The organism is Paenibacillus antarcticus (assembly GCF_001637225.1).
Lineage (GTDB): Bacteria > Bacillota > Bacilli > Paenibacillales > Paenibacillaceae > Paenibacillus_AQ > Paenibacillus_AQ antarcticus.
In genome coordinates this window covers 222,895-237,158 of sequence record NZ_LVJI01000018.1, presented here as the reverse complement: position 1 = coordinate 237,158, position 14,264 = coordinate 222,895, and the positions used below count along the sequence as shown (strand labels likewise).

The window sequence follows — 14,264 nt, the reverse complement described above, 5'->3', positions numbered from 1 at the left end:
GGGTGACATTGTGAATGAGAGAATTTCCCAGTATAAGGATAAAGTAGTCCTATATTGGAACAAGTTTGGTAAAACTCAAAAGATAATATTTATTTCTACGGTTTCGTTAATCATTATTGCTTTTATTATTGTTACTATGATGTTCTCAAAGACGGAATACGAAGTTGCCTTTACAGACTTAAGCTCAAACGATGCAGCAGGGATTATGACCTTTCTGGATGGAAGTAAGATTCCTTATAAGTTGAGTTCGGATGGTAAAAGTATTTCTGTTCCTAGTACGCAAGCAGCTCGTGCGAAGGTAGACGTTGGTTCACAAGGGATTATTGAGAATGGTTCAATCGGATACAAAATTTTTGAACAGAGCTCGTCAGCGATAGGCATGACCGATAGCGAGTTTGATGTTAAGTATAATAATGCATTAAATGGAGAAGTAGAACAGCTGTTAAAGAGTATGAATGGTATTAGAGAAGCTAAAGTGCTTATCAATTTACCGGAGGAAAGTGTCTTTGCGAGTGGAGATGAAGGAGATAAAGCTTCTGCTTCTGCTGTGTTGAAGTTTAAAGCGGGATATACTCCGAATCAAGCCGCTATTGACGGTTATTATAATCTTATGAAAACAGCCATTCCGAATTTACCGATAGAGAATATTACAATTTCGAATGATGAAGTTGAACTTGCATCTACGGCAAAGGGTGGTCAAGGTGTTATGGAGACGGCCATTGAGGCTAACTTCGCACTACAAAAGAGATTTGAGAATGATGTTCGTCAAAATGTTAAACAATTCTTATCTAAATTTATGGGTGCTAACAAAGTTGAAGTTCTTGTGGCTTCTAAGTTAAACTTCGATAAAATTCAAAGTAACGAAAAACTGGTTACACCAGTAAATGAAGAAGATATGAAGGGAATAGAAATCAGCGTACAGAAGATTTCTAAGAATTACGCTGGGAACAGTAGCCCTGATAGTGGCGTTGCCGGTACGGGTGAAGAAGAGGTGCCTGGATATCCAAGTGATTCAACATCAGGTGACAGTACTTCTGAGGAATTGTCTGAAACTGTGAACTATGATGTTAATCGTATTACGAGAGATATCATATCAAGTCCTTATTCTGTTAAAGATTTAACCATTAATGTTGCAGTTGAACCACCTACAGGACAACAAAGTTTAGATCCAGCAACAAAAGATGCGATAGAGAATATTTTGAGGAATATCGTCAGAGCATCTGTTGCAGATTCTGGTATTACATATACAGACGCTGATTTAACTAAAAAAGTTTCAGTCTATTCCCAAACTTTTGGTGGAACTGAGGTTCAATCGTCTGGCTTGAAGCTTTCCAAAGGAGTTTTATGGGGGATAGGATTAGCTGCATTAGCATTATTAGGTCTAGGTGGATATCTGATTTACAGACGTCGTAGACAAAAAGAAGAGTTGGAAGAGGATATTCCTTTCCAAATTCCAACAGAATTCCCTTCAATTAATTTAGAAAGTATGACTAATGAAAGTCAAGTGCGTAAACAGCTCGAAACTCTGGCGAAGAAGAAACCAGACGAATTCGTCAACTTGCTACGTACATGGCTAGCGGACGAATAGAGGTGAGTGTATTGGCAAGGTTAACTAGTACTGGAGGTTTGAGTGGGCGTCAGAAAGCGGCGATCTTGCTCATTACCTTGGGACCTGAGGTTTCGGCTCAAATATTCAAACATTTACGTGATGAAGAGATTGAACAACTAACGCTCGAAATTGCCAATGTTCATAAAGTGGATAGTATAGACAAAGACACCATTATGGCTGAGTTTCATCAGATATGTCTTGCACAAGAATATATTTCACAAGGCGGTATTAACTATGCCAAAGAAATATTGGAGAAGGCACTTGGAGAGAATAAAGCACTTGAAATTATCAATCGCTTAACAGCCACACTCCAGGTGCGACCGTTCGACTTTGCGCGTAAAGCGGATCCAAACCAAATTTTGAACTTTATCCAAAATGAAAATTCTCAGACCATAGCTTTGGTGCTTTCCTATTTGCAATTCGAGCAATCGGCAGCTATCCTTTCTTCCTTACCGCAAGAGAAGCAAGCAGATGTAGCTCGCAGAATTGCGGTTATGGACAGTACCTCACCTGAGGTCCTTTATCAAGTGGAGAGAGTATTGGAACAGAAGCTCTCTTCAACGGTTACACAGGATTACACGAATGCTGGTGGTATTGAGTCTATCGTTCAAATATTGAACGGAGTTGACCGAGGGACAGAACGTACCATTCTCGATTCTTTGGAAATTCAGGACCCGGAATTGGCAGAGGATATCAAGAAACGTATGTTTGTATTCGAGGATATTGTGAATGTGGATAACAGATCCATTCAACGTATCATTAGAGATATTGAGAATGCAGATCTTCAGCTTGCGCTTAAAGTGGCTAGTGAAGAAGTACGTGACGTTATTTTCCGTAATGTATCGAAACGTATGGCAGAAACATTCAAAGAAGAAATGGAATACATGGGACCTGTGCGATTGCGTGATGTTGAAGAAGCTCAAACTCGTATTGTGGGAACCATTCGTAGATTGGAAGAAGCCGGTGAGATCATAATTGCACGCGGTGGAGGGGATGACATCATTGTCTAATTTGATTAAGCATTCCCAGTATGTGTCTGTGGAAGCGCTGAAGGAATTGGATTTGGCTAAACAGTACAACTTCTTAGAAGAAGAGCCTTCATTAGAGGAAGTAACGCCTGAGATTCAAGAAGTTGTTATCAAAGTCGATGAAGAAACAGAAAAGTTAAAAGCAGAAATGCTACAGGATGCGCAGGAATTTGCGGAACGACAAGTCCGTGAATCATCTGTTGAAGTTGAACAAATGTTGTCAGATGCAACGGCGAACATCGATAATTGGTGGAAAGAACGTCGTGAACAAGATGAACATTTGATTGAAGCGCTCAAGTCAGAAGGTTATGAGCAAGGCTATAATGAGGGTCGTATCAAGGCAGAAGAAGAACTCCAGATTAAGATAGAAGAAATGATGGCTGAAGCTCAAAAAATATTAGATCATGCCTATCTTATGAAAGATCAAATTATTCAAGAAGCAGAGCCATTTTTAGTAGAATTAAGTACTGCGATTGCTGAAAAAGTTATAGACAAACAATTAACCATCGAGAGTGAGTATATGATTGATTTGATCAGAAAGAATCTATCTCGTAAAAGAGAACAAGGGATTATCATTCTATGTGTAGCTCCGACTCAGTTTGCTTTTGTACAAGCAGCTAGGGAAGAACTTAGTCTTGCTATTGACTCCCAAGCTGAACTTAAAATACTGCCTGATGCCACTGTGAAGGATCATGGTTGTGTTATCCGCTCATCATTTGGGAGTGTAGATGCACGAATCGATACACAGCTCGCTGAGATCAAGAAAGAATTGATTCGTATTGCACTAGATAATGAGGATCGGAGAAATCAGGATGAAGGTGCTTGATAGTCAGCGGTACATGGATCATCTAGATCAATTGGACCCCGTGAGAGTCAATGGAAAAGTGACGCAGGTCATTGGGTTAATGGTTGAGTCGGAAGGTCCTGATGCTAACATTGGTGACGTCTGCTATATCTATCCTAGCAAAAGTTCAAAACCTCTACAGGCTGAAGTCGTAGGTTTTCGTGATAACAAAGTGCTTCTGATGCCTCTAGGGGATTTACAGTCTATTGGACCTGGTTGCGATGTGGTGGGAACAGGGAAGCCTTTGAGTGTACAAGTAGGATCGGAATTGCTCGGAAAGGTGTTGGATGGATTAGGTCAACCCTTGGATGGATCATTGATCCCAACAAGAATGGCATATAGTTCAACGTTTAGACCTCCTGCTAATCCACTGAATCGTCCTAGAGTACTTGAGCCGATTAGTATCGGTGTAAGAGCGATTGATGGCTTGCTTTCCATAGGTAAGGGCCAACGGGTAGGTATTTTCGCCGGTTCAGGTGTTGGTAAAAGTACCCTTATGGGAATGATTGCTCGTAATACTTCAGCTGATGTAAATGTCATAGCACTGATTGGGGAACGTGGGCGTGAAGTTTTAGATTTCATTGAACGTGATCTAGGACCTGAAGGATTGAAACGCTCAGTAGTCATTGTAGCCACATCTGATCAACCAGCTTTAATACGTATCAAAGGTGCGCTCATAGCAACAACGATTGCAGAGTATTTCCGGGATCGAGGCATGAATGTCATGTTAATGATGGATTCTGTCACCCGTTATGCGATGGCACAACGTGAGGTCGGTCTAGCGATCGGTGAGCCACCTGCAATGAGAGGTTATACGCCATCGGTATTTGCTAATCTACCAAAGCTATTAGAAAGAGCAGGAACGGGTCCTACAGGGTCTATTACGGCCTTCTATACTGTATTAGTTGATGGTGATGATATGAATGAGCCTATTGCAGATGCAGTGCGGGGTATTCTTGATGGTCATATTGTGTTGAACAGAAATATTGCTAATAAGGGACATTTTCCAGCTATTGATATACTAGCAAGCATTAGTCGAGTCATGAAGGATATATCAACTGAGGAACATACGGGGGCTGCTGAGAATTTAAAACGATTACTGGCAGTATATACGGATTCCGAGGACTTAATTAACATTGGTGCATATCAAAGAGGTTCTAACGATAGTATCGATGAATCTATTGATTTTATTCAACAGATATGGGATTTCAGCAAGCAAAAAGTGAATGAGAAAGTAACATTGGAAGAAGTGAAAGAACGTTTGATTTCTGAATTTTCGAGGAGATGACGACTAAAGCATGAGATTTCATTATGCATTTCAGAATATTGTGAATCTGAAGGGGAATGAGAAGGCCCAAGCAGAATGGTTGTTATCTAGTGCAATCGTAAAACTTCAAGAAGAAGAGAAGTCATTACATGAATACGAGGATATTAGAATGAAAATGACGGATCAACTTCAATTAGAAGTAGAGAATGCAGCTTCAGTAGCAAAAATTCGGGAAATTCAAACGTATGTTGAACACCTTGACCAGTGCATTATTAATAAACTTTTAGATGTTCGTAAAGCAAACGTCGTCGTTCGAAAGAGTCAGAGTCATTTGACTGATAAAATGGTCGATGAAAAAGTGTGGGTAAAATCGCGTGAAAAAGCAAAAGACCAGTTTCAACATGAGACTAACCTCCGGGAACAAAATGAACTTGATGAAATAGCAACGGTTCGTTTTGCTATGAATGCTCGCTAGAGTCGATTTATGGAGGATGTAACAAATGTCTTGCCCCTTAGGGAGGAATAACAGTGGCACGTAATTTTAATGATTTTGAAGAAGTTGAGAAGGAGTCTGCAGGGGGCTTTGAGCGATTTTTAGTGTTGATGATCCCTATAATTTTCACAATTGTTCTCCTAGGTGTATTACTAATTCTATTTAATATGAATATTCGTAATGCTGCTCTTGAAATAGCTAACAAAATTCCGGTTGTACAGAATTGGGTACCTGCTCCAAATCTAGATCCAGAAAAAACAAAGCTGCAAGAGAGTAAAGAAGAAATAAAAAGTGCTGAAGCTACGATAAAAGAACTTAAAGATAAACTGAGTGCTCAACAAACGGAGTTAAAGCAAGTAACTGAAGGTAAAACGCAACAAGATACGCAATTAAAAGATTTACAGAATCAAATAGAAACGTTGCAAAATGAAAGTATCTTAGCTGAGAATCCAGAGGAACAGGTAGATAACTATCAAAAGCAAATTGATGAACTAGCTAAGATGTATGGAAATTTAAGTCCAAGTAAGGCTGCGCCCATTATACAAAACTTGACCTTGGAAGAAATGGTACTCATGTTCCAATCTATGAAGAGCGATAAGAGAATCGCTATCTTTGAGAAAATGGATCCGAAAGTTGCAGCGGAAGTGACAATGTTGATGAAGGACGCCAAACCAGCACAAGATTTACAAATTGCTGCACTTCAATCGCGAGTGAAGAAGAATGACACAGCAACAACAGAAACTTCTGATAAGCTAAATAAGAGTCAATTGAGTCAGACCTTTGCTACCATGACACCCCAAAGTGCGGCAGATTTACTCTTTCAGACCTACAAAATTAGTCCGGAGAAGACGTTAAGCATATTGAATTCTGTGGACGATAAGACACGCTCATCTATACTTGGCAAGATGTCATCTATTGATTCAGTGACGACAGCCAAAATACTTAATAAACTTATGAGTAAATAGTAGGTTCTATTAACTTCGAAAGATTTGAAAGGAGGTGAAAAATACAATGACACTTATTTTTAAAAATATGACAAGTAGCACTTCAAACGTGGGTACGGGTTCAACAACTGGGAAAGTATCCACAGAAGCTTCCGTCAATGCTATTGATGGAGCGGCTCCTGTGTTAGATCAATCGTTCTCTCAAATTTTGGGTGGAGGAGAGTCGGCAAAGCCACTTATTTTTCTTTCAGATGCAGCTTCACTGCTAGAAGGATTACTCCAGAATACCTCTCTAAAAGAGAATATATCGACAGAGTCAGATCCGCTTGTCCAACTATTGCAGGGGCTTAATGAGGATGTGACAAAACTTGATGAGGCAATAACGGAAGATCCAGCTCTAATGGTGATTCTTCAAGACTGGCTACAACAAGTTAATACGTTGTTAAGCACAAATGAAATGGGATCACAACATGTAGATGGAGAAGAGTCCTCTACCATATCGACACTTGCAGATGACCCTGCAACGATAAGATTTGCATTGCAAGATGGGCTAACTCAATTAGTAGCTTTACTGCAGAATAAAGAAGTTACTACAAATACTTCTGCACAAGCTGTTCAGTTGTTGGCTTCTTTTGAGGGTTTATTGCAATCAGCAGGCGTTGTGGATCAAAAGAAGTCGCTAGGTACTGTTCAAGTTAATCAAACAACTAACCAAGCTCCTTCAATCCAGAGTGTTAATGGGAGTCAATTAACGGAAAATCAGGGCATTTCTGTTCAAAGTCGAGCACCAGTCCTGGGTATTCAGAATGTTGTTCCATCTTCTTCAGCCGTCCAAGCAAATGAATCCATTAAAATCGTACAAGGGACCTTGTTAACTCAAAATAACCTAGTACCAGTAACATCTGTAGATGAGGAATCGACTGTTAATGAAGTTGATGCTCTAAGTACGAGTGAAGGAACGTTTACAGCTGGTGAACTCGTTATGAGAGAAGGTATTAAGAATCCTCTAAAAGCAGCTGCAGCATCCGTTCCTGTTGAGCAATTTGCCAAGGAAATGACTAGTTTTGTAGTTAACAAGCTGGACATTGTGAAGCAAAATGGCATGACTGAAGCAAGAATATCTCTTTATCCAGAACATTTGGGGCAAGTGGATATTAAGATTACGATGTTGAATGGACAATTGGTAGCTACGTTTATGACAGAGCATTCGGGTGCAAAAGATTTGCTTGAACAGCAAATGTCTCAACTGAGATCAGCACTTCAGTCTCAAGGATTGCAAGTCGAGAAGTTGGAAGTGACACAGAATCAATCACTACAATCACATATGTACCAAGATGGCCGTCAACCTAGTGCTGGTCAACAACAGTCCAATCGTAGATCCAAAGAACGCGAGGGTCAATCGGATGATTCATTAGTGGTAGCTGAGCTGACAGAGGAATGGAATGACAGGTTATCGGCACAAATTGATACAGATAATGGTAGTACATTTGTAGCGAAAGCTTAAAGAATGGAGGTGAAAATGTGGCTTCAGATAACATTTCAACAAAAAATATTTGGCCTAATTATTCTACGAGTAATGTACAGACGGCAAGTAAAAAGGATACTTCAACGATGGGTAAGGATCAGTTCCTAAAGATCATGATGGCCCAACTTAAGAATCAAGATCCAATGCAACCATTGGAAGATAAGGAATTCATCGCACAGATGGCTCAGTTTACATCCGTTGAGCAATTGATGAATATATCGGGTCAATTGACAACATTGAATCAATCACTTGGCAGTGTATCTGGACTTATTGGTAAAGACATAAGTTGGGTAAGCACAGAAACTTCTGGTAGTAACTCGGAAGTGAAAACAGGAACGGTGACTTCAATTGTTATCCGCGATGGTGTTCAGTATGCAACAGTAGGAAAAGAAGCTATTCCGGTTAATCTAATACTCGAAATAGCAGAACCAAAAGCAGTTGTTAAGGATCCTGATGTTCCGACTGATGTGGATAATACAGTGAAACCTGATACGGAGACTGTTGTAGAAGAAGTGGGGGAACCCCATGAGTGATCGGATGACGATTGGGCAATTATATCCAGCCAAAATAAATCCAGTAGCTACTTCTAACAGAAGCAATGTTCGTAAATCACAGATTGAAACGGATAAGACTTCTTTTGATCAACTGTTACAGAAAAATATGCTCAAGTTCAGCAATCACGCTACAAAACGTTTAGAGCAAAGAGGGATTGAGATCCCCAATGAACAGTTGGCACGTATATCCGATGCTGTTGATCAGGCAGCAGCAAAAGGAAGTAAAGAATCACTTATATTATTAAATGATATGGCATTGATTGTGAATATACCAAATCGTACCGTTGTAACAGCGATGGACGGTGGATCCATGAAGGATAACGTCTTCACGAAAATTGATAGTGCTGTCATTATTTCATAACTGGCTGGCCCGAACCGGAAGCCAGAGGACTGTTGATCGATTGATATGGTCCATGTATTTAATAAGGAGGAATAATAGAATGTTAAGATCTATGTATTCAGGGGTTTCTGGGATGAAAGGCTTTCAAACAAAGTTAGATGTTATTGGTAATAATATTGCCAATGTAAATACGATTGGATTTAAGTCTGGTCGTGTGATGTTCAAAGACATTATGAGCCAAACGGTTTCTGGTGTAACTCCTCCTACGGAGGGTAGTCAAGGTGGTGTAAATGCTAAGCAGATCGGTCTAGGTGTATCTATCGGATCTATTGACACTTTGCATTTAGCAGGAAGTGCTATGACAACCAACAATCCAACAGATTTGCGTATTGACGGAGATGGATTCTTTTTAGTGAAGATGAATGAAGATCAGGAGGTTCCATTTCTCACACGTGCGGGTGACTTCCATATGGATGCTGGACGTAATCTAGTAACTTCTGATGGAATGTTTGTGTTAGAAGTGGGTGGCGGAGTTATTACTCTTGAAGAAGATGTTACGGCTTTTACGATAGCCCAAGATGGTACGATAGTTCAAAAAATGGGTGATGGAACGACTACACCAGGAGCGCAGATTGGCTTAGCTAAGGTAACCAACCCTGAAGGCCTTGAGAAAATTGGTGGTAACTTATACCGAATGACCTTAAATGCAAATCCAGAGGGTGAGCTTGAAATGTTTGGAGGTAATGATGCTGAAGAAGGTACGGGAGCTATCATTGCTGGTCAATTGGAAATGTCTAACGTAGATCTCACGAGTGAGTTTACCGAGATGATTGTTGCACAACGTGGTTTCCAAGCCAATTCTCGTATAATAACAACATCTGATGAAATCCTCCAAGAAGTAGTTAATCTGAAACGTTAATGATTTAGCGGGAGGGGAGGAATAATCTCCTCTCCCAAATTTTCATAGGAGGCTTATTATGATCTCAGTAACTAGAATTAATGGTTCGAAAATGTGGTTGAATGCTCTATTGATTGAAATGGTTGAAGAAACACCTGATACCTACATAACGTTAATCACAGGAAAAAGATTAATTGTACTTGAAAAGGCTACTGAGGTTATCTCACTTGTGAAACAATATAGTCAAGAGATTGGCCTGAATAGTGCAACTATTAAAGTACAACAAACGGAGGAAACCCCATGAAAAAGATGATGCCATGGCTGATTACAATTTTATTAGCTATCACGTTGATCGTACTAGCTGTCTTCTTATTGATGGCAAATCAGTTTCCAAAGGATGATGTCGCTAATGCAGTTAATTCTGTTGAGACGAAACACTTGTCAGCGGATGAAATTGTAGAATTGACTTCAGAAATTACTGGAATTAAAACAAACCTCTCGGATCCCGATTATATCGTATTGATGAATTTTGCGTTTCAATTGGATACCAAGAAGTCTAAGGAAGAGTTTGACAAGATCAAAGATATCAAAATCAAGCCGATTATTCTCAAAACACTTGCTGATACAAAAGCGGAGGATTTAAAAGGTGCGAATGGTAAAGATCAATTAAGCGCAAAATTGATCAATTTGATTAATAAAACCTTAACCGAGGGGAAATTGACTCAAATCGAGATCACTGATTACTTGTTAGCATCAACCTAAGAATTGAAGCATTGGAGATAATCCTGTAAGGGGGTGAGATGATTGGTAGATGTATTATCACAAAACGAGATTGACGCCCTGCTCGCTGCACTATCTTCTGGAGAAATGGACGCTGAAGAGCTCAAAAAAGAAGACACACAGAAAAAAATCCGTTCTTATGACTTTAAGAGAGCTGTTCGTTTCTCTAAAGATCATATACGCAGCTTAACGCGGATACATGAGAATTTCGCGAGATATCTTACAACTTATTTTTCAGCACAGTTAAGAACTTTTGTGCAAATTAACGTCGTTCAGGTGGAACAGCTTCCGTATGATGAATTTATTCGTTCTATACCTAAGATGACGATTCTTAATATTTTTGAAGCAGAGCCACTTAAAGGTAGAATGGTCATGGAAGTTCATCCGAATGTAGCTTACGCTATGTTAGATCGATTGCTCGGCGGTATGGGGAATGCGCCTTCCAAGATCACTTCACTCACTGAGATAGAAACGACGATTATGGAGCGAATTTTTGGCAGGGCATTTGAAAGTTTGCAAGAAGCGTGGAAGACGGTATTAGATATCACTCCGCGTATGGAAGCCATGGAGACTAATCCACAGTTCATGCAAATTGTATCACCGAATGAAACGATAGCTTTGATATCATTAAGTACCAAAATTGGAGATACAACTGGGATGATCAATTTATGTATCCCTCACGTTGTTCTAGAGCCAATTATGTCCAAACTGTCGGCACACCAATGGTTCGTGTCGGAGAAGAAAATAAGTGAACCTGTTGAAGTTGAATCTTTAAAACAACATGTTCGACATGCTAAATTAAAGATTGTAGCTGAACTGGGTAATTCAAGATTATCTATTTCTGAATTTTTGGGATTGTCTGTGGGAGATGTCATCAGTTTAAATAAGCCGGTCAACTCAGGACTATCCATTAAAGTAGGAGATAAATTGAAGTTTATTGGAAGTCCTGGGACATTAAAGGATCGCATTGCCATACAAATTGATGAAATTGTCAGTGAAGGAGTTGAAGAACATGACGAGTAAAGATTATTTGTCCCAAGAGGAAATTGATGCTCTTCTTAGACAATCGGATTCAGATAGCCCTGCAGAGCCCATAGAAACGGTAGATGACTATCTGATACCGCTTGAACAAGATGCTTTGGGTGAAATTGGTAACATTACATTTGGTAGTGCAGCCACAGCACTTTCGACATTGCTTGGGAAAAAAGTGGAGATTACCACGCCAAGAGTTTCAATTATCACCCGATCTCAATTCGAAAATGAGTTCCCTAAACCACACGTTGCTGTCCATGTAACGTATGTTGAAGGGTTTGAAGGTATTAATTCGCTAGTCATCAAGAATAGAGATGCACAAGTTATCGCAGATTTGATGCTTGGTGGTGAGGGAAATCCTTCTACTGAAGAGCTGAATGAGATTCATATCAGTGCTGTTCAAGAAGCTATGAACCAAATGATGGGGTCCTCAGCAACATCCATGTCAACGCTGTTTAATCGTTTTGTGAACATTTCACCTCCAGGTATCAATATTTTAGATATTGAGAGTGGTGAAGGAATGGCAAGTATTCCTTCGGATGAAACATTAATAAAAATTTCATTCCGATTAACCATTGGAGATCTAATTGACTCTACCATCATGCAACTTCTCACGGTAAACTTCGCAAAAGAAATGGTGAGGATATTAATTAGTGGGACAGAAGAGCCTGCACAGTTAGAAGTAGCAGCAGCGGTAGAGCCTGTACAGCCTCCTGTGAATTATGCAGCTCCTACACCTATACAGCAGCAGGCTAACCCAATCAATCAGGGACAGACACAGGCACAGGCACAGCCAAATGGTTATGGACAGGAACAGAATGGNNAACAGAATGGCTATGGACAGCAACCTATTATGCCTGGGTATGACATGAATCAGCAAATGCAATATGCGGCACCACCACAGCATTATGGGGCTCCAAATCGTAACCTAAATGTACAGCCTGTACAGTTCGCTAACCTACAGTCTGCTCCATATAATCAGATTGATCAAAACAATTTAGAATTATTAATGGACATTCCCCTTAAAATCACCGTAGAATTAGGAAGGACCCACAAGCAAATAAAGGATATTCTTGAATTGTCTCAAGGTTCGATTGTTGAACTAGACAAGCTCGCTGGTGAACCTGTTGATATTTTAGTAAACAACAAGCTGATTGCAAAAGGTGAAGTTGTTGTTATCGATGAGAATTTTGGTGTGCGTGTGATAGATATCATTAGCCAGTGGGACCGTATACAGAAATTACAATAAGCATAATTAGAGGAGGGTTTTTACCAATGGCAAATCGAATTCTTATCGTGGATGATGCAGCTTTTATGAGAATGATGATCCGAGATATTTTGACAAAAAATGGTTTTGAAGTAGTTGGAGAAGCACAGGATGGTGCTCAAGCTATTGAAAAATTCAAGGAAGTTCGTCCAGACTTAATCACAATGGATATTACCATGCCTGAAATGGATGGTATTACTGCGTTGAAAGAGATTAAAAAAATTGATCCAAGTGCCAAAGTTATCATGTGTTCTGCAATGGGACAGCAAGCAATGGTTATTGATGCTATTCAAGCGGGTGCAAAAGACTTCATCGTTAAGCCGTTCCAATCTGATCGTGTAGTTGAAGCGATTAATAAAACGCTGGGTAATTAGGATCATCTATGAAGGATACGAATCAATATGGATGATGTAAATTACGGGTTGAATATCGTTTATGTAATTATTGTATTAGCGGTTATTATTGCACTCATAATTTTGTTGATTCGTTTCTTAGGCACCAAAAACAAATCTTGGTTTAGTAATCCAACCATTCGAATACTTGGTGGTGTTGGACTTGGTCCAAACAAAACATTACAACTGATTGAAGTAGGAAATAGTGTTTATTTGATCGGCGTAGGTGAAAATATTAACCTTGTTGATAAAATTTCCGATCCAGATGAGGTAATCTCTATATTGGCAGCACTAGAGGAAGAGGCAGCGATGAAAGGTAATATGCTGCCTCCATTCTTAAGTAAACTTGTTAGTAAATTGCGAAGAGAGCAACCTTCACAAGAGATTGAACTAGAAGATGGATCTTCATTTCATGAAGTGTTTGATTCCAAGATTCGTAGAATGTCTAACCGAAAAGACAAAATGGAAGAGCTGCTCCGAGAAGATAATAATAATGATCGGTTGAGTGATCCATGAAAAAAAAGCTCATATTAGTATGCATATTATTAGGAATAGTCAGCTTATTCTCCATTACGGCGGCTTTTGCGGACCCTATTCCTAATATTGATATTCAGATCGGGGATTCTGGAGCTGGGAAACCAGCTACTAGCTCCTTGTCAATACTTCTCCTCATCACTGTGATCAGTATTGCTCCGGCTTTATTGGTGTTAATGACGAGTTTTACGCGGATTGTGATTGTACTTGGTTTCGTAAGAACTTCACTAGGGACACAACAGATGCCCCCAAATCAGGTGTTAGTTGGACTTGCATTGTTCTTAACATTGTTTGTGATGTCACCAACGCTATCGTCCATGAATGATGTCGCCCTGCAACCTTATTTAAAAGGAGATATTACACAGACAGAAGCCTTAACCAAAGCTTCTGAACCCATCAAAAAGTTCATGTTTTCACATACACGAGAGAAAGACCTGTTATTGTTCATGAACTATACGAAAATGGAAAAGCCTGCTACATATAATGATATTCCGCTTACGGTGATGGTACCTGCCTTTGCAATTAGTGAGCTTAAAACGGCATTTCAAATGGGATTTATGATTTTTATACCCTTTCTAGTCATAGATATTGTAGTTGCTAGTGTATTGATGGCCATGGGAATGATGATGTTACCACCCGTTATGATATCACTTCCGTTTAAGATTTTACTTTTTGTACTCGTAGATGGTTGGTATTTAATTGTTAAATCGTTACTGCTTAGTTTTAACACATAGCACATAGTAAGACGTATATGTGG

At 39.6% G+C, this 14,264-nt stretch carries 17 protein-coding genes; all 17 read left to right on the top strand.

Annotated features, from left to right (window positions below):
* The first annotated feature begins 10 nt into the window (after positions 1 to 10).
* The 17 genes from fliF to fliP all read left to right on the top strand — a co-directional run bounded on the left by fliF (position 11) and on the right by fliP (position 14,241).
* Complete coding sequence (gene fliF / locus PBAT_RS14340) at positions 11 to 1,588, top strand: flagellar basal-body MS-ring/collar protein FliF (protein ID WP_068650638.1); 1,578 nt, start codon at positions 11 to 13, stop codon at positions 1,586 to 1,588.
* Positions 1,570 to 2,619, top strand: coding sequence for a flagellar motor switch protein FliG (fliG, locus tag PBAT_RS14335; RefSeq protein WP_068650637.1), 1,050 nt, complete (start codon positions 1,570 to 1,572; stop codon positions 2,617 to 2,619). Before fliF ends, fliG begins: the two co-directional genes overlap by 19 nt.
* On the top strand, positions 2,612 to 3,463 hold the full coding sequence (locus PBAT_RS14330; RefSeq protein ID WP_068650636.1) for a FliH/SctL family protein: 852 nt from the start codon (positions 2,612 to 2,614) through the stop codon (positions 3,461 to 3,463). Before fliG ends, PBAT_RS14330 begins: the two co-directional genes overlap by 8 nt.
* Entirely contained in the window at positions 3,450 to 4,769 is a 1,320-nt protein-coding gene (gene fliI / locus PBAT_RS14325; RefSeq protein ID WP_068650635.1) for a flagellar protein export ATPase FliI, read from the top strand. Before PBAT_RS14330 ends, fliI begins: the two co-directional genes overlap by 14 nt.
* A 10-nt stretch (positions 4,770 to 4,779) precedes the next feature.
* Positions 4,780 to 5,223 carry a flagellar export protein FliJ gene (gene fliJ, locus PBAT_RS14320; protein ID WP_068650634.1) on the top strand — a complete coding sequence of 148 codons (444 nt, stop codon included), beginning with the start codon at positions 4,780 to 4,782 and terminating at the stop codon, positions 5,221 to 5,223.
* 53 nt (positions 5,224 to 5,276) lie between these two features.
* Entirely contained in the window at positions 5,277 to 6,206 is a 930-nt protein-coding gene (locus PBAT_RS14315; protein ID WP_068650633.1) for a magnesium transporter MgtE N-terminal domain-containing protein, read from the top strand.
* 46 nt (positions 6,207 to 6,252) lie between these two features.
* A complete protein-coding gene (locus PBAT_RS14310) occupies positions 6,253 to 7,689 on the top strand; it encodes a flagellar hook-length control protein FliK (protein WP_068650632.1) in 1,437 nt (478 codons plus the stop codon).
* Positions 7,690 to 7,706: 17 nt separating this feature from the next.
* On the top strand, positions 7,707 to 8,243 hold the full coding sequence (locus PBAT_RS14305; protein WP_068650631.1) for a flagellar hook capping FlgD N-terminal domain-containing protein: 537 nt from the start codon (positions 7,707 to 7,709) through the stop codon (positions 8,241 to 8,243).
* A complete protein-coding gene (locus tag PBAT_RS14300; protein WP_068650630.1) occupies positions 8,236 to 8,625 on the top strand; it encodes a TIGR02530 family flagellar biosynthesis protein in 390 nt (129 codons plus the stop codon). Before PBAT_RS14305 ends, PBAT_RS14300 begins: the two co-directional genes overlap by 8 nt.
* A gap of 79 nt (positions 8,626 to 8,704) precedes the next feature.
* Entirely contained in the window at positions 8,705 to 9,523 is an 819-nt protein-coding gene (flgG, locus tag PBAT_RS14295) for a flagellar basal body rod protein FlgG (protein ID WP_068650629.1), read from the top strand.
* A 58-nt stretch (positions 9,524 to 9,581) separates the two neighbouring features.
* Entirely contained in the window at positions 9,582 to 9,806 is a 225-nt protein-coding gene (locus PBAT_RS14290) for a flagellar FlbD family protein (protein WP_068650628.1), read from the top strand.
* Entirely contained in the window at positions 9,803 to 10,264 is a 462-nt protein-coding gene (locus PBAT_RS14285) for a flagellar basal body-associated FliL family protein (protein WP_068650627.1), read from the top strand. The genes PBAT_RS14290 and PBAT_RS14285 overlap by 4 nt, the downstream gene beginning before the upstream one ends.
* Before the next feature lie 42 nt (positions 10,265 to 10,306).
* Complete coding sequence (gene fliM, locus PBAT_RS14280) at positions 10,307 to 11,305, top strand: flagellar motor switch protein FliM (protein ID WP_068650626.1); 999 nt, start codon at positions 10,307 to 10,309, stop codon at positions 11,303 to 11,305.
* On the top strand, positions 11,295 to 12,563 hold the full coding sequence (fliY, locus tag PBAT_RS14275) for a flagellar motor switch phosphatase FliY (RefSeq protein WP_068650625.1): 1,269 nt from the start codon (positions 11,295 to 11,297) through the stop codon (positions 12,561 to 12,563). Before fliM ends, fliY begins: the two co-directional genes overlap by 11 nt.
* Positions 12,564 to 12,589: 26 nt before the next feature.
* Positions 12,590 to 12,955: a response regulator gene (locus PBAT_RS14270; protein WP_068650624.1), complete on the top strand. Its 366-nt coding sequence runs from the start codon at positions 12,590 to 12,592 to the stop codon at positions 12,953 to 12,955.
* A gap of 27 nt (positions 12,956 to 12,982) precedes the next feature.
* Positions 12,983 to 13,489: a flagellar biosynthetic protein FliO gene (locus tag PBAT_RS14265; protein ID WP_068650623.1), complete on the top strand. Its 507-nt coding sequence runs from the start codon at positions 12,983 to 12,985 to the stop codon at positions 13,487 to 13,489.
* The gene (gene fliP, locus PBAT_RS14260; RefSeq protein WP_068650622.1) at positions 13,486 to 14,241 is read left to right on the top strand and encodes a flagellar type III secretion system pore protein FliP; all 756 of its coding nucleotides are present in this window, start codon (positions 13,486 to 13,488) and stop codon (positions 14,239 to 14,241) included. Before PBAT_RS14265 ends, fliP begins: the two co-directional genes overlap by 4 nt.
* Positions 14,242 to 14,264: the final 23 nt, after the last annotated feature.

Coding starts and splice junctions, on each gene's coding strand:
- fliG (WP_068650637.1), top strand. CDS start 1,570: ATGGCTAGCGGACGAATAGAGGTGAGTGTATTGGCAAGGTTAACTAGT.
- fliI (WP_068650635.1), top strand. CDS start 3,450: ATGAAGGTGCTTGATAGTCAGCGGTACATGGATCATCTAGATCAATTG.
- fliJ (WP_068650634.1), top strand. CDS start 4,780: ATGAGATTTCATTATGCATTTCAGAATATTGTGAATCTGAAGGGGAAT.
- PBAT_RS14310 (WP_068650632.1), top strand. CDS start 6,253: ATGACACTTATTTTTAAAAATATGACAAGTAGCACTTCAAACGTGGGT.
- PBAT_RS14300 (WP_068650630.1), top strand. CDS start 8,236: ATGAGTGATCGGATGACGATTGGGCAATTATATCCAGCCAAAATAAAT.
- flgG (WP_068650629.1), top strand. CDS start 8,705: ATGTTAAGATCTATGTATTCAGGGGTTTCTGGGATGAAAGGCTTTCAA.
- PBAT_RS14290 (WP_068650628.1), top strand. CDS start 9,582: ATGATCTCAGTAACTAGAATTAATGGTTCGAAAATGTGGTTGAATGCT.
- PBAT_RS14285 (WP_068650627.1), top strand. CDS start 9,803: ATGAAAAAGATGATGCCATGGCTGATTACAATTTTATTAGCTATCACG.
- PBAT_RS14270 (WP_068650624.1), top strand. CDS start 12,590: ATGGCAAATCGAATTCTTATCGTGGATGATGCAGCTTTTATGAGAATG.
- PBAT_RS14265 (WP_068650623.1), top strand. CDS start 12,983: ATGGATGATGTAAATTACGGGTTGAATATCGTTTATGTAATTATTGTA.
- fliP (WP_068650622.1), top strand. CDS start 13,486: ATGAAAAAAAAGCTCATATTAGTATGCATATTATTAGGAATAGTCAGC.